The 21,722-nt window shown below is 34.7% G+C and carries 20 protein-coding genes; 9 read left to right on the top strand and 11 right to left on the bottom strand.

What is annotated here, in order from left to right; all coding sequences use genetic code 11:
• Positions 1-16: 16 nt before the first annotated feature.
• The 6 genes from PYW44_RS00745 to PYW44_RS00770 form a co-directional block, all read right to left on the bottom strand.
• Positions 17-172 carry a hypothetical protein gene (locus tag PYW44_RS00745; RefSeq protein WP_002506404.1) on the bottom strand — a complete coding sequence of 52 codons (156 nt, stop codon included), beginning with the start codon at positions 170-172 and terminating at the stop codon, positions 17-19.
• 54 nt (positions 173-226) lie between these two features.
• Positions 227-1,258 (bottom strand): zinc-binding dehydrogenase, encoded by a 1,032-nt coding sequence (locus PYW44_RS00750; RefSeq protein WP_046465745.1) that lies wholly within the window; start codon positions 1,256-1,258, stop codon positions 227-229.
• A 20-nt stretch (positions 1,259-1,278) separates the two neighbouring features.
• Positions 1,279-2,538 carry a PTS galactitol transporter subunit IIC gene (locus PYW44_RS00755; protein WP_021338962.1) on the bottom strand — a complete coding sequence of 420 codons (1,260 nt, stop codon included), beginning with the start codon at positions 2,536-2,538 and terminating at the stop codon, positions 1,279-1,281.
• A 129-nt stretch (positions 2,539-2,667) separates the two neighbouring features.
• Complete coding sequence (locus tag PYW44_RS00760) at positions 2,668-2,946, bottom strand: PTS sugar transporter subunit IIB (protein ID WP_021338961.1); 279 nt, start codon at positions 2,944-2,946, stop codon at positions 2,668-2,670.
• Between the two features lie 76 nt (positions 2,947-3,022).
• The gene (locus PYW44_RS00765) at positions 3,023-3,490 is read right to left on the bottom strand and encodes a PTS sugar transporter subunit IIA (protein ID WP_021338960.1); all 468 of its coding nucleotides are present in this window, start codon (positions 3,488-3,490) and stop codon (positions 3,023-3,025) included.
• A 19-nt stretch (positions 3,491-3,509) separates the two neighbouring features.
• On the bottom strand, positions 3,510-5,615 hold the full coding sequence (locus PYW44_RS00770; RefSeq protein ID WP_051300679.1) for a BglG family transcription antiterminator: 2,106 nt from the start codon (positions 5,613-5,615) through the stop codon (positions 3,510-3,512).
• 356 nt (positions 5,616-5,971) lie between these two features.
• Between PYW44_RS00770 and PYW44_RS00775 the strand changes: the two genes are divergently transcribed.
• The 3 genes from PYW44_RS00775 (at position 5,972) to eutH (ending at position 9,303) form a co-directional block, all read left to right on the top strand.
• Positions 5,972-7,393 carry a sensor histidine kinase gene (locus PYW44_RS00775; RefSeq protein ID WP_236593592.1) on the top strand — a complete coding sequence of 474 codons (1,422 nt, stop codon included), beginning with the start codon at positions 5,972-5,974 and terminating at the stop codon, positions 7,391-7,393.
• A 1-nt stretch (position 7,394) separates the two neighbouring features.
• Positions 7,395-7,961, top strand: a complete 567-nt coding sequence (locus PYW44_RS00780) for an ANTAR domain-containing response regulator (protein ID WP_021338957.1) — start codon at positions 7,395-7,397, stop codon at positions 7,959-7,961.
• 106 nt (positions 7,962-8,067) lie between these two features.
• Positions 8,068-9,303, top strand: a complete 1,236-nt coding sequence (gene eutH / locus PYW44_RS00785) for an ethanolamine utilization protein EutH (protein ID WP_021338956.1) — start codon at positions 8,068-8,070, stop codon at positions 9,301-9,303.
• 260 nt (positions 9,304-9,563) lie between these two features.
• Here eutH and PYW44_RS00790 read toward each other — a convergent pair whose 3' ends face one another.
• From PYW44_RS00790 to PYW44_RS00800, 3 genes are read right to left on the bottom strand one after another with little or no spacing between them, the layout of a single operon-like run.
• Complete coding sequence (locus PYW44_RS00790) at positions 9,564-10,331, bottom strand: SDR family NAD(P)-dependent oxidoreductase (RefSeq protein ID WP_021338955.1); 768 nt, start codon at positions 10,329-10,331, stop codon at positions 9,564-9,566.
• A gap of 26 nt (positions 10,332-10,357) precedes the next feature.
• Complete coding sequence (locus tag PYW44_RS00795) at positions 10,358-11,758, bottom strand: glutamine synthetase family protein (protein WP_021338954.1); 1,401 nt, start codon at positions 11,756-11,758, stop codon at positions 10,358-10,360.
• 21 nt (positions 11,759-11,779) lie between these two features.
• Positions 11,780-13,219: an NAD-dependent succinate-semialdehyde dehydrogenase gene (locus PYW44_RS00800; protein WP_021338953.1), complete on the bottom strand. Its 1,440-nt coding sequence runs from the start codon at positions 13,217-13,219 to the stop codon at positions 11,780-11,782.
• Positions 13,220-13,442: 223 nt separating this feature from the next.
• On the opposite strand from PYW44_RS00800, the gene PYW44_RS00805 reads away from it, so the two are divergent.
• Positions 13,443-14,513 (top strand): M20 family metallopeptidase, encoded by a 1,071-nt coding sequence (locus PYW44_RS00805; protein WP_021338952.1) that lies wholly within the window; start codon positions 13,443-13,445, stop codon positions 14,511-14,513.
• A 67-nt stretch (positions 14,514-14,580) separates the two neighbouring features.
• Here the strand turns inward: PYW44_RS00805 and PYW44_RS00810 are convergent, their stop codons facing one another.
• On the bottom strand, positions 14,581-16,107 hold the full coding sequence (locus PYW44_RS00810; protein ID WP_021338951.1) for an SLC13 family permease: 1,527 nt from the start codon (positions 16,105-16,107) through the stop codon (positions 14,581-14,583).
• A gap of 255 nt (positions 16,108-16,362) precedes the next feature.
• On the opposite strand from PYW44_RS00810, the gene PYW44_RS00815 reads away from it, so the two are divergent.
• On the top strand, positions 16,363-16,872 hold the full coding sequence (locus tag PYW44_RS00815; RefSeq protein ID WP_021338950.1) for a YfiT family bacillithiol transferase: 510 nt from the start codon (positions 16,363-16,365) through the stop codon (positions 16,870-16,872).
• Positions 16,873-17,336: 464 nt separating this feature from the next.
• Complete coding sequence (locus tag PYW44_RS00820; protein WP_046465751.1) at positions 17,337-18,032, top strand: transglycosylase family protein; 696 nt, start codon at positions 17,337-17,339, stop codon at positions 18,030-18,032.
• A 392-nt stretch (positions 18,033-18,424) separates the two neighbouring features.
• Here the strand turns inward: PYW44_RS00820 and PYW44_RS00825 are convergent, their stop codons facing one another.
• Entirely contained in the window at positions 18,425-19,093 is a 669-nt protein-coding gene (locus tag PYW44_RS00825) for an RluA family pseudouridine synthase (RefSeq protein WP_115075929.1), read from the bottom strand.
• Between the two features lie 511 nt (positions 19,094-19,604).
• Between PYW44_RS00825 and PYW44_RS00830 the strand changes: the two genes are divergently transcribed.
• The 3 genes from PYW44_RS00830 to PYW44_RS00840 all read left to right on the top strand — a co-directional run bounded on the left by PYW44_RS00830 (position 19,605) and on the right by PYW44_RS00840 (position 21,697).
• Complete coding sequence (locus tag PYW44_RS00830) at positions 19,605-20,315, top strand: transglycosylase family protein (RefSeq protein WP_021338947.1); 711 nt, start codon at positions 19,605-19,607, stop codon at positions 20,313-20,315.
• A gap of 150 nt (positions 20,316-20,465) precedes the next feature.
• Positions 20,466-20,885: a hypothetical protein gene (locus tag PYW44_RS00835; RefSeq protein ID WP_021338946.1), complete on the top strand. Its 420-nt coding sequence runs from the start codon at positions 20,466-20,468 to the stop codon at positions 20,883-20,885.
• 98 nt (positions 20,886-20,983) lie between these two features.
• Positions 20,984-21,697, top strand: a complete 714-nt coding sequence (locus PYW44_RS00840; RefSeq protein ID WP_031265941.1) for an HAD family hydrolase — start codon at positions 20,984-20,986, stop codon at positions 21,695-21,697.
• Positions 21,698-21,722: the final 25 nt, after the last annotated feature.

Below are 21,722 nucleotides of genomic sequence, written 5' to 3' on the forward strand. Positions count from 1 at the left end.
TCTTATCTTCTGAATATTAATTTTGTTCAGAAGTAACTTTTTTCTTTTTAAAAAATTTTGCGCCGAAGTAACCAAGAAAAACGACTATATTACAATAAAGTAAGTTATTCATATATAAATCTGTAATACCTCTCAATGGCCCAAGCATGAAATCTAACATATGTTCTACCATAATAATTATCTCCTTATATCATTTAATTGCTAAATGATGGTTATTTGAAACAAGTTAATCGATAGGGCGAAGGAGTACTTTGATGCCTTCTCCACCTTTGATATGGTTGTAGCCTTCTTCCCATTGCGTAATATCAAGTTCATTTGTGACTAACGCTTCAGCATTAACATCACCACTGCTTAATAGTTGTAAAGAAGGTTCCCAGTCGGCTGGTTTTTGACTTCTCGTACCGACCACTCGTATTTCTTTTTGTATGATTTTCTCTAAATCAAAAGAAATTTCTGGATCTTTAAAGATACCAACTTGGACATATTGTCCTTTTTTACGTAAGATATCTAAACCTTGTTTGGCAGCGGGTACTGCACCAGAACATTCTAAAACTACATTTGCACCATAACCATTCGTAATACTGTTTACATAGTCTTTTAAATCAGTATTTTGAATATTGACGACATGATCTAATTTAAGTTCTGTTGCCTTATCTAATCTTGTTTGATCATTATCTAATCCAGTGATTACGACTTCTGCACCTTTACTTTTAACGACTTGCGCGACAAGTAATCCAATAGGTCCAGGCCCCATAACGACTACGACATCGTCAGGCTGTATTTCAATTTTAGAAACGGCATGGTGGGCACAAGCTAATGGCTCCGTCATAGATGCTGCTTTATATGAAACATTATCAGGAATACGGTGGACACTAGCTGCACGTGCAACTAAATATTGCGTAAAGCCACCGTTTTGTTGTGTGCCTAAACCTTTACGATGATTACATAAATTATAATCACCACTTTGACAATATTCACATTCACCACAAATGTAATATGTTGTTTCAGAAGTGACGCGATCACCAATTTTAAAATCGGTGACATTAGCGCCTGTCTCTACAACCTCTCCTGAAAATTCATGGCCAAGTGTCACTGGAAAGTTCACTTTATAATGACCTTCATACGTGTGCACATCCGTGCCACAAATGCCTGCATAATGGACCTTTATTTTTACTTCATCTGCGTTCGGTGAAGGTATCTCTCTATCTAAGACTTCTAGATTCCCGAATCCTGGTTCAGTTTTAACGAGTGCTTTCATGTAATGTCAGCTCCTATTTGTTAATTAAATAAACTAAAGAATTTGAAGATAATGTAATTTAAGATGTTACCACCTTGGTCAAGACTTGAAATTTGAGATGAACCAGATGGCATATTTACGTTTGTGCCTTCTGCCATGCTTGTGAATATCGGTGCAACATCTGTTGCGATATATAAAGAGATGGCAATCATGATTGTGCCGACAATAACCGAGTGTATGATATTACCTCGTGCAGCACCTACGATAAATGCGACGATAAATGGAATTGTTGCTAAGTCACCAAATGGTAAGACTTGGTTACCAGGTAAAATAACTGCTAGTAATACTGTGATCGGAACTAAAATTAAAGCTGTTGAGATAACTGCTGGGTGGCCTAATGCAACCGCAGCGTCTAAACCAATATAGATTTCACGATCTCCAAAACGTTTGTTTAACCAAGTACGTGCAGATTCGGAAACAGGCATTAAACCTTCCATCAAAATCTTAACCATACGAGGCATTAACACCATAACGGCAGCCATTGACATACCAAGGTTGATAACATCGCCAGCGTTGTAACCAGCTAATAAACCAATGATTAAACCAAGTACTAAACCGACGAATATGGATTCACCAAATGCACCAAAACGTTTTTGAATCGTTTCTGGGTCTGCATGTAATTTGTTGATACCAGGCACTTTTTGTAAACCTTTAACTAAGAAAATACCTGGCGCATATGAAATTGTACTACCTGTGGCGATCGATACCCCAGGTAAATCGTAGAACTCACTCATCATTGGTGCAGTCCAGTCAGCTACTTTCAGACAGACGATTTGGAATATTGCTGCAGCCACTAATGATTGCCAAATGCTATCAGATACGGCGTAAACCATGGCACCCATAAATGTATAATGCCAGAAGTTCCAAATATCTACGTTCATTGTTCGGGTAGTCTTTGTCAGTAACATGACAATGTTAATCACAATACCTAAAGGAATAATAAATGCTGCGATAACAGATGCCCATGCAATAGATGATGTTGCTGGCCAACCCACATCAATAACATTTAAGCTTACCCCTAGGTTCTTAACCATAGCTTGAGCAGCGGGTCCCAAGTTGTTTACAAGTAAATCAATAACTAAGAAAATCCCAACGAATGCGACACCAATCGTCAAACCAGATCTAAATGCTGCGCCGACTTTTTGCCTAAAGAATAATCCTAGTAAAAATATAACGATTGGAAGGATTACTGTTGCCCCTAAATCTAGAAAAGCTTGAATAAAATCTACAAATCCACTCATCCCTTACACCATCCTCTTTAATATAAAGTGATGTTGGTATAAATTAAGACGCCATTTTGATAAAACCATGAACTTCTTTTTTGATATTTATCCCAACGATTGATTCGGTATTTTAAATTAAATGACTCATTATTCTTGTAATGCGTCTAAGATTTCTTTTTTAGTATCTTCAACGCCAATTCCAGTTAAGAAATTACGTGCGTTAATGACAGGGAAGTCGTATTCTTTTTGCGTCATTGCAGTTGTAACTAATAAATCTGCTGAATCTGCGTAAACACCAACTTCTGAAATTTTAATTTGTTTTAAATCTACTTTGATATTGTGCTCTTTTGCCATTTCTTCGATTGCACTGTTTACTACCGTTGAAGTTGCGATACCTGCGCCACATGCTACTAATACTTGTTTCATAATAATTTCCTCCTAATTTGAGAACTTAATATTTAAATTCTCTTCCTGTTATATTTTTTATTAATAAATTGAATGATTATGCGTCTGCTAATTCTTGCTCAATAACTTCTACGACTTGATTGCTATCTGTTGCATTGGCAATGGTTTCAAGTATTTGATCATTTTGGAAAATACCCATCAATTTTTGAAGTAATGATAACTGTGCATCCTCTTTATCCATTGCGAGCATAAAGATTAATTTTACATCGGTTGTTTCTTCAACTTCGCCCATGATGACGAAGGGCACTGTTTCTTTAAGGACAGCCACACCGATTGATTTTGAATTCACGTGCTGAATATCTGTGTGTGGGATAGCTACAGAACAATAAACTGTAGGTAACCCTGTAGCAAATGATTGTTCTCTTTCGATGACTGCATCTTTGTATGATGCTTTTACGTAACCATTGTCATGCATTAAATCAGCTAATTGACTTAATACGTCTTCTTTTGTTGTGGCCTCTAAACCAATGACAACATTCGAGGCATCAACTGTTAAACCTTCCATATGACGCAACCCCTTTGCTTTAGTCTATTTTTGAAAATTGTTTAATCGTTTCAAATATTTGGGACTTTGAATCTGTTTGTATAATGCTTTGCATACTTTCATTGTCTTGTGCTAAATCTCGCAACTGTAATAGAGGTCTTAAATGTTTGAATTTATCTGTTGCTGCGATAACCACAAAGACCTGTACTTTCAGACCTGTACTTAGCGTTAATGGTTCATCTAATACCAACATACTCATAGACGTACGGTTTACGTTTTGTTCGTTTTCAGCATGTGGTATGGCGATGTGTTGATTGATAACCATATAAGTATCGTCAAAAGATTGAATCATTGAATCGATGTAATTTGCATCTATATACTTTTGACTAGAAAGTGCTTCAGCTGTTAGCCGAATTGCTTCTTCCAAATTTGAAACATGAGATGCAAATTGAATATGGTGTATCGGTAATAAATCTTGTAAATTCAAATGACCATTTAACGAAATTGAAGACGATTTGATTGAAGCATATGCATGAATATCATCAAATTGGTTTTTAATTTCATTAAGTAAAGCATCTTCGTTATGAATATCAGCATGTTCACGTATCATGGCTAACATCTTTTCAGCGTGTATGTCTGTCTCGAAACTATTGTTGGGTTGACCGAATACGTGCTGACGAAGGTCGTGTTTTTCTTTGGCAGTTAATATAGATTTCGTGATATATAATCTTTTGTGTGTCATCACGTGCATTGGTGAAAAGACAATATCAAAGTCTAGCGTATACTGATTAAATTCACGTAGTGATAATGCATCTAAAAATATGAATTCTGGAAACACACTACGCAATTCTTGTAACATCAATTGAGAAATTGATGTACCTTGTGTACAAACCACAACAGCTTTTACTTTTTTGTCGATGTCTTCATCTTGTCTTCTTAGAATACCGCCAATGAGTATGGTTAGATATGCGAGTTCATTATCAGGTAATGGTTGGTTAAAGAACTTTTCCATAGGTTTAGAAGAGAGTTTAACAAGATGAAATAATTCTTTGTAATCATCTTTCAGATTATTCTGTAAACTATCGACATCAGATAACTCGTATCTAATTCTGTAAAAGGCAGGCTTCATATGAAATAACAATTGGTTGACCAATGTTTCACGATCTTCAAAAGTGATAAAAGTGATTTTCTCAAATTGATCAAGCATACTTTGTAGTGCAGTTTTTAATTCTGGTAAAACTTTCACATCATCTAATTCCGACCATTGCACACTTGTTGATAAGAGTTGCAATGTTATAAATAATTTCTCTTGCCGAGGTATATCAGGATAGTTTGAAGTTAGTATTTCAGTTGCTTGATACTCCTCAGTGTCGGAAAGGTCATTGTATCCAATTGAAAAAGGTGAGACGATCTTATCGTGCTGAATTCTTCTCATAATGAAATAGAGTTTGTAGCGTAATGTCTCAGTACTTTGATCAATAAAATTATTCTCTAAATATTGTTCGATTTTGTTGATTTGAAAATCGATGATTTGAAGTTTCTCTTCTTGCAACGCTAAACTTGCTAAAATATCATCTTTTGAAATATTTAAAGTGAATACTTTATCAATTAAGCGTGTTAAAAGTCTTCTAATTTCAAACTCATTACCGACTAAATAATAACCCTCCTGCCGTGAATATTTCAGAGTGACATCATATGGTTCTAGTAATAATTTTAATTTTTTCAAATCATTTAACACTGTGTTCTTACTTACTTTTAAATCGATTCCAAAGTGATTTAATGACAATGTTTCATCTTCTCTAAACAACATCAGTAAAATGAGATGCGCGCGTTGGTAAGCAGTATATACTTGCTCATCTTCCTGTGGAATAGGTTCAATTGATACATTAAGAAAATTTTTGATTATATCATCAACGATGAAAAATCCTTGGCTTGTGCGTTCAATCGTTGGGCAATCTTGTTCAGTTAACCATTCATTGATTTTTTGGATTCGATAGCCAAGTTGTCTACGAGACATGTTGAACATTACTTCTAAGTCTTTGCCTTTAATTTTCGGATTTTTAATCATTTCGGTAATGATATTAAAGTTTTCTGCTTGTATTTTGAATCCCTCCCTTGTTGTTGACTCTAATTTAGCACAGCTCATCAAAGAGTTGTACACTCATTAGACACAAATGCATTTCCGTTTTATGTACATCATTGTGATTAGCATGAGAAAAAGCACTTACCATCGCATTTGGAATGATAAGTGCTTATCGTATAATATGTTTATTATTTTAATAATTTCATTCTTAATTCATTGATTATAAGATACGAAAGTTAAAAAGAGAAATTATATTACCTTTACTGAATGATTTTCTATAATAGAGACTACGCAATAATGATGAAAAATTACTATAAATTTTTAAATTATTTCATTTTACATTGACATATAATCGTCAAAATTTCATAATAGTAGTTATATATATAAGAAATCTAAATATTCGCAAAACTATGTTTGGAATGATGACTATCAACGAAGTGAAAAATTTATGTAAAACGCATACAAGTTTAACACCGCAGGCTATACAACATATCGTAGAAGTATCTGATCATTTACAAATGATTGCTGATTTAAATAGGGCGAATGTGTTTATTGATTGTCCTACTAAAAAAGATGGAGAAGTTATAGTAGTAGCGGAGGCCATACCTACAAATGACGAAGGTTTATACCAAGGTTCAGTCATTGGTGAAAATGTGTATGAAAAATTTGAACCCGCTGTATTCCAAGTGTTGGAAGGAGATGAATTTGCACAACATCGTGCAATCACTCAAGAAGGTAAAGTTGTAGAACAAAGTGTTACACCAATTAAATTGGAAGATGTCATTGTTGGAACGCTGATTATGGAAATAGATGTAAGCAACAAAGTAATGGAAGAAAAACGTTTAAGAGCTTTGACGCAGGCGACAACAACATTAAGTGATATCGTCTCGCAAAATAGTGAGAACCCAATTTTTGTACCGGATATGATTGAAGAAAGTTTATTTGATTTAGATAACGCATTAGATATTCGCTACTATAATTTAGCCGGTGAGACAATGGTTAGAGATTTAGTAGACGTCAATTGTGAAGCGGGATTGAATTTCGTAACGCTGTTCCCGAGCATTAAAGACATGCTTACAGATGGTCGTGTTATCACAATTGAAGAACGCGAGCTTAAAGGACACTACTTTCAAGTGAAATGTATTCAGTTACTTGAAGAAGGCGTAATGACAGGTCATTTAATACTATTGAAAGATATTACAGATTTGAAAGAAAAGGAACGCGAACTCATTTCTAAATCTGTAGCAATTAGAGAAGTACATCACCGTGTGAAGAATAATTTACAAACCGTTGCCAGTTTACTGCGTTTACAGATGAGACGCGGATTGCCAAATGGTAGTGAAAAATATTTCCAAGAAAGTTTAAATCGTATTCTAAGTATCGCTTCTGTATATGAAGTCATTCTAGATGAATCATCGACAGATACGGTGAATATCGATAAATTGATTAAAAAGATAGGTAATATGGTCGTTTATAACGAATCATCGAATAAAACCTTACATATCACATATCAGACAGATGAACATATTAATTTAGTATCTAATATTGCAGTCTCTGTAGCATTGATTGCGAATGAATTAATTACGAATTGTTTAACACATGCTTTCAACAATCAGACTGAGGGTATCATAAGTGTAGTGTTAGCTTACGATACAGAATCTGATACCGTAAAGCTTGAAGTTCAAGATACAGGTGAAGAAGAGAGTGCCTTTCAACCATCATTTGGTTTGAAAATTGTCACTACTATAGCAGAAAATGATTTAGAAGGTACATTTAACATTGACCGTAATTCAATTGGAACAATAGGTAAAGTTGAGTTTCAACACAAAGGGGTGGATTGAAATGAAATCTATTATGGTAGTTGAAGATGAAGCAATTGTCCGAATGGATATAGTAGAAATGCTTGGGGAAGCAAACTACAATGTCGTCGCAGAAGTAGGTAATGGAGAAAAAGCAATTGAAGCCGCAGATCAATTTCGGCCAGATTTGATCGTCATGGATATTAAAATGCCAAAGTTGAATGGTTTAAAAGCCAGTAAAATTATTGGTAAGAAACATGATATTCCGATACTTATCCTGACAGCATATAGTCATTGTGAGTACGTTGAAGAAGCTAAGCAACAAAATATCGTAAGTTATATCGTTAAACCTATATCTGAGTCACAATTGCTGCCAGCTATTGAAATTGCAATGTCGCAATCAGATAGTATGGGTAAACTCAAGCAAGAAGTGAGTGATACACGTTTGCAAATGGAGCATCGGAAACGTATAGAAAAGGCAAAAGGCTTACTAATGAAGCAACTTGATTTAACGGAAGAAGCAGCTTATCAAAAGCTTAGGAGAAACAGTATGGATAACCAAATAGCTATTGAAAAAGAAGCTTCAGCAATCATTAAACAATTGGGGTAATAGCATTACAATACAAGTGAATATAATCAAGCAAAGGTGCTTATTTGAATTAATCAAATAGGCACCTTTTTGTTTTTTTATAGCTCATAAAATGGGGGGAACTATCATGGAACATATTGGTACAGTGATTATTTACATTATTATGGTATGTGCAGTGTTAGGTGCTTTTGGTGCAATTCGGAATGCGAATGAAGGTATAGGGAAGGAATTTATGGAAGGAATTTATACCATTGGACCTATCTTTGCTAACTCAGCAGGTATTATGGCTTCTATTCCATTCATATCGCAGTTTATAGAAAAATTCTTTGGACCACTTTTTGATAAAATTGGTGCGGATCCCGCTATAGCTGCAACATCAATACTCGCGACAGATATGGGGGGATATCAACTCGCAGATGTATTAAAGGATAGTTATGAAGGTTGGATTATGGCAATGATTGTTGGCTTCATGGCTGGTGCCACAATCGTCTTCACAATCCCGCTTGGTCTCCCGATGTTGGATAAACGAGATCATAAATACATGGCTTTAGGTATTCTATCAGGTTTGTTGGCCATTCCTTTTGGCGTATTTATTTCCACGGTAATTATTTTATTCAGTCATACAAAAATACGTACAGTGATTGATACAACGAGTGCAGCAACACATGTGTTCCAAATTAGCTTGTCTACTGTGTTTATCAACTTATTACCGTTAATTATTTTTGTAGTAGTAACAGCCATAGGGCTGTATTTCTTCTCAGATATTATGATTAAAATATTTATTGTCTTTGGTAAAATACTAGATTCTTGTATTAAATTGGTCTTTGTATTTTCAGTAGTAGAAATATTTACAGGATTATTTACAACAGTTTTTGGTGTTTGGGGATTTGATCCAATTATGGCGGATAGTGAAGATAACTTTAGGGCACTAGAGAACGCAGGGAATATTGCTATCATGTTATCGGGTGCATTTCCAATGGTTTATTTAATACGTAAGTACTTCTCTAAAGGTCTGCATAGTGTTGGGAGTAAAGTAGGACTCAGTGAAGTAGGTAGTGCTGGGTTTATCGCTACGATTGCTAATATTCTAGCAATGCTTAAGTTAGTAAAAGATATGCCACCTAAAGATAAAGTGTTAAATATCGCATTCGGTGTCTGTGGTGCATTCTTATTAGGTGACCATTTATCATATACGGCGAATTTCCAGCCGACGCTCATACCAGCTGTATTAATTGGTAAATTGAGTGCGGGTGTTATAGCCATATGTTTTGCTTATATTCTATGTATACCGAAAGCGAGAAAATTGGAAGAAATTGATAGACGTTCCGGCATCATTGGAGAACATGAATATTTAGATAAATAAACATAAAAACAGGGTGGGCAAATTCATGCCAACCCTGTTTTTATGTGTTGAAGTACACATAGGATAAATATGCTTACAAGATTATTAAACTAAATACTCACATACTATAGAAGAAACACGTTATGAAATTTATTTAGAACACAGTAAAAGGAAGCGGGAATATGAAATCAAAGTGTAGAATTTGATTTCGTATTCCTACTTCCTTAAAAGCTGACTCGATATCTGATAACTACTGTGAATACGCTACTTATAGAGATGTATTAGAAATAGTTTGCAGTGATACCGCCGTCTACATTCATGTTTGCACCGTTTGTCCAATCCGACTCATCTGATGCTAAGTATAATGCAGCGTTCACAATATCTTCTGGTTTGCCAAATCTTCCAGTAGGTTGTCTATTTAATCTCGCATTTTTAGCTTCTTCATCTGCAACTAACCATTCCATTAATAATGGTGTTTCAATCGGACCAGGGCTGATTGCATTTGTGCGAATGCCTTTAGGACGAAATTGAATTGCTAATGATTTCGTTAAAGATACGACTGCTCCTTTTGAAGCGGTGTACGCATCTTGAGGCACTGAACAACCCATTTCAGCAACAAATGAAGCTATATTAATGATAGATCCAGAATTGTTTTTCTCCATTTCAGGAATCACATATTTCGTCATAAAGAAAATGCCTTTAACATTTATATTCATGACTAAGTCCCATACGTCTTCGCTTGTATTGACGACAGAATTATCTGCTTCTGGCATGACGCCAGCATTATTATAAAGCACATCAATTTTTCCATAAGTTTCAACTGTATCAGCAACCGCACTTTTAACATTGGCTTCATTAGCTATATCTACTTTGAAAAAAGAAGCTTCTCCGCCGTTATCTGTGATTGCCTTCACAGTCTCTTGACCGGCTTGTTCATCTCTCTCGAATACTGCGATTTTACCGCCTTCATTTGCAAACATTTGTGCGGCTACTTTACCCATGCCACCGCCAGCACCTGTGATAATACATACTTTGTCTTGTAATCTCATAATCGTTTTCCTCCTCAGTAATATATTTAACTTTGTTCGAAGTAACGCGAACGTTCCCAAGTTGTTACGAAAGAATCGAAGTCATTCTGCTCTGATTGTGCAGCTTCTAAATAGTGATTCGCAACATCTTCACCAAGGACTTTTGTTACCACATCACTATTTTTCCAAGTTAAGATTGCTTCATGTAACGACGATGGAATACGATCGATATTATCTTGTTCATAAGCGTTACCAACGAGTTCTTCAGTAAGTTCGATTTTATTTTCGATACCATATAAACCTGCGCCAATTAAAGCGGAGTAAGCTAAGTATGGATTCATATCTGCACCTGAAATACGTGATTCAAAGCGTAATGCGTTTTGTTCACCTACAACACGATAGCCAGCAGAACGGTTGTCTTGGCTCCATGCAATACTTACCGGTGCCCATGAGTTAGGCGCAAAACGTTTATAAGAGTTCACGTATGGCGCAAACATTAATGAAAAATCTCTCGTAAATTTAATGATGCCAGCTAAGAAATGTTTCATCGTTTCAGATTTTGGTTCTGCTGCATCATCACCTGCATAGAAAGCATTCGTTTTCGTGCCTTTTTTCATCATACTCAAATGAATATGACCACTTGATCCTGTCCATGCTTCGTAAGGTTTAGCCATGAATGTTACAGATTTATCGTTTTGGATACAGATTTCTTTCATACCATGTTTGAACATAATATGTTGATCAGCAGCATCTAAGGCGTCTGAATATTTTAAGTTGATTTCGTGTTGCCCTTTATACGCTTCACCTTTTGAAGATTCGATAGTAATGCCCATTAAGTGCATTTGATTTCTTATTTCTTGATAAATCGGCTCATTCTTACTACCTTGTAATAAGTTATAATCTTCATTTAAGTGACCGGCAGCTTCTAAATTGTCGTATCCTTGTTTCGAAATATCTTCAAATGAATTATTGAATAAATAGAATTCAAGTTCACTTGCCATATGTGGTGACAAGCCTTGTGCTTCTGCTTTATCAATTTGTTGTTTTAGAATGTTACGTGGCGCAATCGCAATCGGTTCACTACCATCTACGGTATATACATCACAAAAGACCATTGCAGTGTGTTCTAACCACGGTACAACTTTTAACGTATTCAAGTCAGGTACGGCTAAGTAATCACCGTAACCTTTGTCCCAGTTCATAAATTCAAAATTATCGTTTGTATCCATTTCAAAGTTTGTACCTAACAAGTAGTTACAGAAATGTGTACCATCAGATATATCATTTTCTAAAATGAAATCACCCGTGATTCGTTTCCCCATCAAACGACCTTGCATGTCACAAAAACCCATGATAAGTGTATCGATATCATCAGATTTAACTAATTCAAGTAATTGTTCCTTTGTAATATCGCCAGTTACTTTTTTGCCTTTAATATTGTTATTCATATATGACAACCCCTTATTAGTTTATTTAAGTAAAGATAATGAAATATATTTCAATTCTAAGAACCCATCTAATCCAAAGTGACTGCCTTCACGACCCATTCCACTTTCTTTAATACCGCCAAATGGTGCTTGAGGGACACTTAATTGAGTACCATTGACACCAATCATGCCAAATTCTAGTTTTTCACTGATTTTATAAACTGTATTGATATTATTAGAAAAGAAGTAAGCGGCTAAACCATATGGTGAAGCATTTGCAATATCAATCGCTTCATCTTCATCTTCGAATGTAATAATCGGTGCGACAGGCCCAAATATTTCTTCCTGTGCTATAGCCATTGTTCGTTCAACTCCTGTTATGACAGTAGGTTGATAGAAAAGGGTAGATGTAGAAATGTCAGCTTTAGCTCCACCAGTTTCAACTTGAGCACCTTGTTTTTTAGCATCTGCGACTAAGTATTCAACTTTATCAATCGCTTTTTGATTAATCAGAGGTCCTACTTGCGTATCCTCTTGATCACCTGGACCGACTTTAATTGTTTTTACACGGTCAATAATCTTTTGTGTCATCTCTGCTTTAACATCTTTGTGTACAAGTACAACATTGATGCCATTACACATTTGACCGCTGTTTTCGAACTTGTTATCAACGATAGCGTCTGCAGCGTTATCCAAATCGGCATCCGGTAATACAATTGCTGGTGCATTGCCCCCGAGTTCGAGTGAGATGCGTTTGACTTGATCAGAAGCTTTGCTCATTAATTTCTTGCCAATTGGTGTTGAACCTGTGAATGACATTTTTCTCACACGCTTGTCCTCAAATAGTTTGTCTGAAATGAGTGAAGAACTACCAGTAACAATATTTGCGACCCCTTTATCAATGCCAGTTGCCATTAATTCGTCGAAAATCGCAATTGCAATTCTTGGAGTTTCGCTTGATGGTTTGACGATGACAGTACAACCAGCAGCTAATGCAGGTGCAACTTTTCGTGCAACCATTGCGCCAGGAAAATTCCATGGTGTAATCAAACCACAAACGCCTACAGGTTGTTTTGTGACTGAGATACGTTGATTATCTGATGAAGGTGGAATGACCTCACCATAAATACGTTTGCCTTCTTCAGCAAACCAACGAATGAATTTAGCACAAACACCAACTTCACCAAAAGCTTCTGCGTATGTTTTGCCTTGTTCTTCACTCATAATCGTTGCGAGTGATTCTTGTTTATTTAATAAATTGACTGCCCATTGTTCTAAATAACCTTGTCTTGTTTCAGCAGTATAGTTCGACCATGTTTCAAAAGCAGTGGACGCACTTTCAATTGCTTGTTGTACGATATCTTCAGTTACACTTGGTACTTTGCCAATTGACTTTCCGTTTGCTGGGTTAACTATGGCGATGGTCTTGTCTGTTTCAACTTTTTCACCGTTTACCCAGTTATAATTTAAATTACGCGTCATATAATCTCCCCTTAGTATGCAAAAAGACGCCTATATACTCAATTTTTGTTAATTGAGATATAAGCGCCTTTGCTTAGTTGTTATTCACTTGGAAAAACTGAAAATAAAATTTTGAAACCCTTTTCAATTTCGAGTTAACCAAATATTACTAAATTTTTTAAATGTTGTCAATATTCAGATAATGTACTATACTTTGCACAAATAAGCGTAGGGGGTAGATTGAATGGGCAAAACGTTGGATTTATTACAAAAATTAATTACTTTTGATAGTTCTAATCAAGAAGTTGCAAATGAAACCATTGATTATTGTAAACAGTGGTTAGAAGAACAGGGGCTCAAATCTGAAATTATAACGAACAATGATTATAAGATGCTTATTTGTAATGTAGGCGAAGGTAGTAAGCGACTTATTCTAAATGGGCATGTTGATGTGGTGAGTGGGAAAGAAGCACAATTTGACCCTGAAATTAAAGATGGCAAAATTTATGGACGCGGTTCTGCTGATATGAAAGCAGGTGTCGCTTCATTTATGGTTGCAATGACTGAACTTCAAGATGTTGATTTAGGTGATGCCAGCGTTCAACTTCAATTAGTTACAGATGAGGAAATTGGTGGTCATAATTGTTCTGCGTATTTAACAGAGCAAGGTTATTTAGGTGATTTTGTGATTTGTGCTGAACCAACTCAAATTGGAATTGGCTATCAATCTAAAGGAATTTTACAATTTGATATTCAATTAAATGGTAAATCGGCACATGGTAGTAGACCTTGGGAAGGTGACAATGCCATTATAAAAGCCTATGAAGTATACGAAAAAATAATTGACTTGCCGTTTGCGAAACAATCTACAGATATTTTTGATGGCCCCTCCATCAATCTTGCTAAAATTTCTGGTGGTGAGGTTTATAACAAAGTACCAGATGTATGTACGCTTTCAGTTGATATTCGTTATTTACCTAACCAGGATAAAGATGACATTCTAGAACAAATTAAAGGTGTTACAGATGATGAAATAGCTGTGCATATGTCAGGTCCGAGTGTGAAAAATGAAATAGATAATCCTTATATTCAACATCTTGTAAAAGAAATTAAATCTGTAACTGGCAATCAAGAAGCCAATATTTTTGGACAGCATGGCTTTGCTGATACAAGATATTTTTCTAGATTTGATGTGCCTGCAATTGAATGTGGACCTTCTGGTGATGCGTGGCATGGCGATGGTGAATACGCCGTAGTAGACTCATTAGACCAATATAAAGATATCATTGTAGGTTTTGGAAAAACGTTTAATTAGAAATTAAAATTAAAGCGAACGCCCAATTTAATCATTGTGCGTTCGCTTTTTTGATAACTAAAAGTGACTAAATTAAACCAATCCATTGCCAGTAAGTGAAACTAAATAACACGATAAGTAAGTAACCGATAACAGTGATTGGAATACCTGTTTTTAAGAAATCTTTAACGGTAAATGTTTCGGTACCATATGCTAGCATAGATTGTGGCGAACTAACAGGAAGTAAGAAGCCAAAGCTAATTACAAATTGCTGTATGAGCACAAAGGCCATAGACTGTTCTCCTAAATCTAATGTGGTCGTGAGTGAAATGAATACTGGAATCAATGCAGAAGCCAAACTTGTGGCACTCGCAAAACCTAAATGAATCAATATATTAAACAAAGCAATTAAAGCAATCGTCATCACTAATGGATAATGTTCGAGACCGATAAGCCCAAAGGTTTGATCACTTAACCATTGCGCAGCAGTTGTTTTTAATAACACGTTACCTAACGAAATACCCACACCAAATACAATAATCGTTCCCCATGGAATACGCGACTCAGCTTCTTTCCATGTCATAATACCAATTTTAGGGGTTAACATGATTGCTAGCGCTAATAAAATAATAGAAGATGAATCAATCGGATGTAGCACTTTTTCTGTAGACCAAAGTAAAAGTAATGCAATTGAAATAGCGATGAGACGCCATTCTTTAGCAGTGACAGGGCCCATTTCATGTAATTGTTGTTTAATCAGTTGTTTGCCTCCAGATATTTCATTTACTTCTGGTGGCATTACTTTTAGCATAATGAAATAAAGTGCAATAGACATCAAGATAGACCATGGACCAGCATACAGGAACCATTGTCCCCATGAGATATCTATGCCTAATTGATCATTAATAAAATTGATAGCAACGATATTTTGAGCGGCTGCCGTCTTAATACCTACATTCCAAATAGATACAGCCTGCACCGCCGTAATGATAAGTAAAGCAGCAAGTTTACTATTTTTAGAAATGCCAAAAGCAGTAACCATACCTAACAAAATAGGAATAACTGCGCCAGCACGTGCAGTTGCTGAAGGTACAAAGAAAGCTAGAAAGATGGCAACAATAATCGTCCCGATAACGATGCGATTAGTCTTATTGCCTACCATAGAAAGAACGATAAGTGCGAGACGCTTATGTAGATTTGTAATTTGCATTGCGGTAGCTAAAAACAGTGCTGCAGCTACCAGTGCAATGGCAGTAGATGAAAATCCACTAAAAGCGAGTTTCAATGCGTTGGTCGTCCCGAATAAGCTACTACCTTCTAAAACTTTACCGCTTGCTTGTGGATTGCCTAGAGACTCCGTTAAATTTTGTACGGGACTAAATCCTAAGAGCAAGATAATCAAACCGACAATCATCGCTGCTGATACAGGGTAAGTGACTGCTTCAGTTACCCATAAGATAACGGCGAATAGTAAGATAGCTAATGCACTTTTAGCCATGAAAGGTAAGGTGTCTGGCGTTGGTAATAGCATGATAATCACAAGCGCAAGCACACTGATGATTAGCCAAAGCGGTTTAAATGTGGTGTTTTTATTCTTTGCTGAATGTTGTTTCATCTTTAAAATGCTCCTTTTCTTAATTTTTCAATTTTATAATATCAAATCAGTAAAATGTGCTCACTATAATATTAAAAAGTTCATAAAAATGCCTTTAGTTAAGTAAGAAATATAAATAAAAGGATGAGAACCTACATTATAATGACTGAAAAATTGTGTGCATTTTATAAAATGTTTAATTTTAAAGAAACAGAGAATAATAATGATGTAGAGATAATGTGCGTGAATTTAAATAAATGATAATAAGGTGATTAAATGGATGCAAGATTTCCAATAGGAGAATTAGAAGTTCCAGATAATGTAACATTAGATGATATACAAAAATGGGCGAAAGAAATAGAAGGTTATACTGAACGCTTAAGAGAGACTGTAGACTCGCTAGATGATGAAGCGTTGAATGCAAAGTATCGTGCAGGGAGTTGGACAGTACGTCAACTTGTACATCATATTGCTGACTCTCAATTAAATATGTATCAGCGTTTGAAGTTAGCACTCACGGATAACAATCCGACCGTACCAGCATTTATTCAAGATGAATGGGTGATGTTGCCGGATAACGACTTACCTATCGAAAGCTCGATTAAGATGCTAGAAGGCATGAACGAGCGTATCGTAGCAATTGCTAACAATTTAAATGAAGATCAATTAGCACAAACATTTACGTTAAAAGATAGTGGCGAGATAACGGTAGCTAAAAAGATAGCAAAATTATCTTGGCATGAAGAACATCACTTAGCACATATTAAAATAGCATTATCTAAATAGTAGAATTGAGAAGGCCGTTCAAATTATGAGAATTTGAACGGCTTTTTAATTTGGTATGTAGTTGACTTAGTTGATTTATAGAAAATGGGTGTAAAATAACTCTTGAAAAAAGTCTGAGTATGATTTCTAATAAATTGCAAACTGAAAAATAAAGTGGAATTGTACACAATTGACAAACAAATTACATAAATATTACGTGTTTATATTTTATAATAATCTGTTTATAGACGTTTATGAAAGCTTTTAGTAACTTTTTCGCCATTATTAGTAACTTTTTCACTGTAATTTAGATGTAAAGAACGTGCGTATATTTTAATTTGACTGTAACCTACAAACATTTTATGGATGTTATAGTATTATTTGTGAGTTGGTTGAAGCAGTAAATTAATTTTTAATTAAATAATTGAAATTCAGCCATATAAAATAAAAAATTAAAATTATCTTTTTGGGAGGATTTATTAATAATGAAAAAAACAGTAATCGCATCAACTTTAGCACTTGGATTAGGCGTAACAGGAGCAGCAGGTAATTCAGCTGACGCTTCAGAGCAAAACGTAGATAAAGCACAATTAGCACAATTAGCGCAATCAAATCCAGAGCAATTAAATGAAGCACCTGTTCAAGAAGGTTCATATGACATCGACTTTAATTATAATGGTACAGAATATAGTTTCGAATCAGACGGTACAAACTTTAGCTGGAGCTTTGGTGGAGGATCAGATGAAGGTTCAACTGAAGCACCTGCTCAACAAGAAGCACCAGCTGAACAAGCAGCTGAGCCAGCACAACAATCAGCACCAGCTGAACAAGCTGCAGAACCAGCTCAACAAGAGGCACCAAAAACTGAAGCAACTCAACAACCACAACAAGAATCTACTTCAAAAGAATCAAGCTCAAGTGAAGCTTCAAGTGGTTCATCAGTAAATGTTAACTCTCATTTACAAGCAATCGCTCAACGTGAATCAGGCGGCGATCTTAAAGCTGTTAACCCATCATCAGGTGCAGCAGGTAAATATCAATTCTTACAAAGCACTTGGGATTCAGTAGCTCCAGCAGCTTACCAAGGTGTATCTCCAACAGAAGCACCTGAATCTGTACAAGATGCTGCAGCAGTTAAACTATACAATGAAGTTGGCGCTTCACAATGGGTTACTGCATAATTTAAACAGTAATTAATCATTTTAAATAAACGATTCAAAACCTGCTTCTATAATATAGAGGCAGGTTTTTTGATTTAATAAATAATTTGAGATAAATAAAACAAGGGAGTGGGACAGAAATCTAATTTTTCTAATAAAATTTCGTCGTCCCACCCCGGCACAGCTGACTAGAAAATGGAATACAAGAGCTTTAGCTCTTGCATAAGAACTACTTGTCTTCATAAATGAAGTAGTAGTTCTTTAAATGCTTGATATAAGCGTATTTTCAATTCAGTCAGCCACTGCCAATATAAAAAACTGAGGCTAAGACATGTGATATGTCCCAGCCTATTGTTTTTGTTATTAAAATATTTCCGAGGAAATGCAATTTTAGTATGGAGACGATACAAGTATTACAAATAATGTGACCAGATACCGTCGCTTGGAATTGATTCTACAGATATAATTTCATCTTTAGTCGGATGTTTTACGCTAAGATGCGATGCCCATAAAGCAATTTGTTGACCAGGTTTATTAATATGTTGTCCATATTTTTGGTCTCCATACAATGGTAAGTTTTGATTCGCAAATTGCACTCTAATTTGATGTGAACGTCCAGTTCGCAATTGTACTTCGACTAAACTTTTCTTTTCAGCATTACGAATTATTTTGTAGTCTAAGATCGCTTGTTTTGCTTCTTTTCTTCTTGAATCTACCACATATACGATATTTTTATTACGATCTTTCCAGAGATAATCTTTAAGTTCACCTTGTTTTTTTGCAGGTGTGCCATGAACAACTGCTAAATAAGTTCTATCAAAATTTTGCTTTCTTAGTTCATTTGATAAACGAGATGCAGCTTTGGATGTTTTAGCAAATACCATAGCACCACCGACTGGTCTATCAAGACGATGTACTAAGCCAAGATAAACTTTTCCTGGTTTATTATATTTTTCTTTAATGTAATCTTTTAACATAGACAATAAATCTTCATCTTTTGAGTCATCAGCCTGTACTGGTATATTGATAGGTTTTTCGACCATAAGTAAATGATTATCCTCATAAAGGACATTGATAAACATTGAACTCCTCCAAATCGATATAATACTTTACATAGTTAGTACGCAATATTAAAAAATAATTAAAATTATATCAACATAGTATATTATCATATCGTAGAATAAATTCAATATCATAAATATATTCTAGAAATAAAAAATAATGTGTTTAAAATAACGTGAAATAAAAATAAATCGAAGTAAAAAAGTAAGTGTATACTATTGGTGTAAAGGTACATCATTGTCACACTAATTACATAGAGATTACATAGAGGTAAAGCAAGTATTCTATTTATGAACTATCGTGAGAGTATTTTGGTTGAATTTTCTGGAAATTATTAAGATATTTAGTGTAATGGGAGTGTAAAAAGTCGATTGTTTTTTTAACTTCACTGTAACCCACGAGCTATTTATAGATGTTACAGTAGGTCTTGTAAATTAATTGAGGAAAGTAAATCGTCTTAGCGATGATTGAAATTACGAATTAATTTTAAAACTATAAAATGAAAATTATCTCTTAGGAGGATTATTAATAATGAAAAAAACAGTAATTGCATCAACTTTAGCAGTAGGATTAGGCGTAACAGGAGCAGCAGCAGGAAATTCAGCTGACGCTTCAGAACAAGGTATCGACAAAGCAGACTTAGCGCAACAAGCTCAATCAAACTCTGAACAATTAAATCAAGCACCTATACAAGAGGGTTCATATAATCATAACTTTACTCAAGATGGCGTAAATTATAACTTCCAATCAGATGGTACAAACTTTACTTGGAGCTATGGTGAAGGTTCAAATGGTTCATCAGAACAAGCTTCAACTAATAGTGGTCAACAACAAGCTCAACCACAACAAGAACAAGCTCAAAAAGCAACTGCTGAGCAACCAACTGAACAATCAGCTCCACAAACTGAAGAAACTCAACAACCACAACAAGAAGCTGCTTCAACTCAATCTTCAGAAAGTTCAAATGAATCAAGCTCAAGTGAAGCTTCAAGTGGTTCATCAGTAGAAGTTAATTCTCATTTACAAGCAATCGCTGAACGTGAATCAGGTGGCGACCTTAAAGCTGTTAACCCTTCATCAGGTGCAGCAGGTAAATACCAATTCTTACAAAGCACTTGGAATTCAGTAGCACCTGAAGAATACCAAGGTCAATCACCAACTGAAGCTCCAGAATCAGTACAAGACCAAGCAGCAATGGATCTTTACGAATCTGAAGGTGCTTCACAATGGGTTACTGCATAATATAAGCAGTAATGTCTAATTAAAATTAAATATAGTTAAGTGAATAAACTAATCCCTGTTTCTACTATGTAGAGACAGGGGTTTTTATATGTAAATAAATTTATTTTGAAAATTGATTAACTAATGGGTGTAAGGGAATAATATGATATTATGAAAAAACTTTTAGCACATTTAATCGTAGCATTGACGTTAGCAATTATATTATTTTTGACTACTTTATTTTTCGATTTATTTAAATCGATGCACTTAACAGCATTATTACTGAATATAGATTTTTTAATAGATGACAATGCTTCAAATATTGTTATGGAATTTTTAATTCATGTAGGCATTACAATTTTACTTTATGCTTTACTCTATTTTATTTATAAAAAGTTAGGGGATTATTATTATATCGCGTTAATTTGTGTCATGTTTTCATTTTTAGCACTGTATCCATTGCTGATTTATATGGCAATTAACCCTGTTTTTCAATTCCAATTCATGGGGTATATCTGTTGGATTATTGCACATATTCTATTTTTAGTTTGTACGCATAAAGGGATTAAGTTTATGGAGAGAAGGTTTTAAAATTCATAATTTTGTTGAAAACTTAATACAGTAAAAGTGAAAAGTCGCTTTATAATTATTATGTAACGACGTTAATTACTCTTAAGGAGGGGTTTTTAATTAAAAATGCAGAATTAGTATTATTTGACTTAGATAATACTTTATTTCCTTTCAATGATTTATGGTTAATTGCGAATAAACAAATTTTCAACGATTCTGGATATGCAGAAGATATTGCATATAATGAATTCCTCAAAATTTACACTTATTATGATAAAAAATTTTGGTTGAAACATAGTCGAGGAGAGATAACTTTAGATGAACTCAGGCAACTACGATTAATAGAAAGTTTAAAATATTTTAAGAAAAATATTACCACAAAAGAAGCACATGAATATTTCTTAGCTTTTTTTGACATTATTATTCAACATATTAAACCAAATATAACATTAAATAATCACCTTAATGAATTGAAAAAATGGGTCAATATAGGTATATTAACTAACGGGAAAAATTCAGAACAAACAACTAAGATAGCACGTTTAGAATTAAAAAAGATATTTGAAAATAATATTTTTATATCTGAAGATATTGGAAGTGAAAAGCCTGATGGTGCTGCTTTCTTAAAGGTAACTCATATGCTAAATATCAAACCTGAGGATACAATATATGTAGGGGATTCTTGGGAAAATGATGTTTCTGGTTCACTTAATGTAGGCATGAAACCAATTTGGTTTAACGGTGATAAAAAAAGAAATGACGAAAATATAGAAGTTACTAATAGTAGTATTGAAAAGTTAGTAAAAAACTTGATAACACGAGTAAAACGATAAATAAAAAAACTGTTATGCATCATGC

The organism is Staphylococcus equorum, from assembly GCF_029024965.1.
In the GTDB taxonomy this organism is placed as follows: domain Bacteria; phylum Bacillota; class Bacilli; order Staphylococcales; family Staphylococcaceae; genus Staphylococcus; species Staphylococcus equorum.

What these genes read in the sequence shown, in the direction of transcription:
- PYW44_RS00775 (WP_236593592.1), top strand. Translation starts at nt 5,972, where the DNA reads ATGATGACTATCAACGAAGTGAAAAATTTATGTAAAACGCATACAAGT.
- PYW44_RS00795 (WP_021338954.1), bottom strand. Translation starts at nt 11,758, where the DNA reads ATGAATAACAATATTAAAGGCAAAAAAGTAACTGGCGATATTACAAAG.
- PYW44_RS00810 (WP_021338951.1), bottom strand. Translation starts at nt 16,107, where the DNA reads ATGAAACAACATTCAGCAAAGAATAAAAACACCACATTTAAACCGCTT.
- PYW44_RS00800 (WP_021338953.1), bottom strand. Translation starts at nt 13,219, where the DNA reads ATGACGCGTAATTTAAATTATAACTGGGTAAACGGTGAAAAAGTTGAA.
- PYW44_RS00750 (WP_046465745.1), bottom strand. Translation starts at nt 1,258, where the DNA reads ATGAAAGCACTCGTTAAAACTGAACCAGGATTCGGGAATCTAGAAGTC.
- PYW44_RS00745 (WP_002506404.1), bottom strand. Translation starts at nt 172, where the DNA reads ATGGTAGAACATATGTTAGATTTCATGCTTGGGCCATTGAGAGGTATT.
- PYW44_RS00770 (WP_051300679.1), bottom strand. Translation starts at nt 5,615, where the DNA reads ATGAGCTGTGCTAAATTAGAGTCAACAACAAGGGAGGGATTCAAAATA.
- PYW44_RS00755 (WP_021338962.1), bottom strand. Translation starts at nt 2,538, where the DNA reads ATGAGTGGATTTGTAGATTTTATTCAAGCTTTTCTAGATTTAGGGGCA.
- PYW44_RS00760 (WP_021338961.1), bottom strand. Translation starts at nt 2,946, where the DNA reads ATGAAACAAGTATTAGTAGCATGTGGCGCAGGTATCGCAACTTCAACG.
- PYW44_RS00830 (WP_021338947.1), top strand. Translation starts at nt 19,605, where the DNA reads ATGAAAAAAACAGTAATTGCATCAACTTTAGCAGTAGGATTAGGCGTA.
- PYW44_RS00825 (WP_115075929.1), bottom strand. Translation starts at nt 19,093, where the DNA reads ATGTTTATCAATGTCCTTTATGAGGATAATCATTTACTTATGGTCGAA.
- PYW44_RS00790 (WP_021338955.1), bottom strand. Translation starts at nt 10,331, where the DNA reads ATGAGATTACAAGACAAAGTATGTATTATCACAGGTGCTGGCGGTGGC.
- PYW44_RS00765 (WP_021338960.1), bottom strand. Translation starts at nt 3,490, where the DNA reads ATGGAAGGTTTAACAGTTGATGCCTCGAATGTTGTCATTGGTTTAGAG.
- PYW44_RS00815 (WP_021338950.1), top strand. Translation starts at nt 16,363, where the DNA reads ATGGATGCAAGATTTCCAATAGGAGAATTAGAAGTTCCAGATAATGTA.
- PYW44_RS00820 (WP_046465751.1), top strand. Translation starts at nt 17,337, where the DNA reads ATGAAAAAAACAGTAATCGCATCAACTTTAGCACTTGGATTAGGCGTA.
- PYW44_RS00780 (WP_021338957.1), top strand. Translation starts at nt 7,395, where the DNA reads ATGAAATCTATTATGGTAGTTGAAGATGAAGCAATTGTCCGAATGGAT.
- eutH (WP_021338956.1), top strand. Translation starts at nt 8,068, where the DNA reads ATGGAACATATTGGTACAGTGATTATTTACATTATTATGGTATGTGCA.
- PYW44_RS00835 (WP_021338946.1), top strand. Translation starts at nt 20,466, where the DNA reads ATGAAAAAACTTTTAGCACATTTAATCGTAGCATTGACGTTAGCAATT.
- PYW44_RS00805 (WP_021338952.1), top strand. Translation starts at nt 13,443, where the DNA reads ATGGGCAAAACGTTGGATTTATTACAAAAATTAATTACTTTTGATAGT.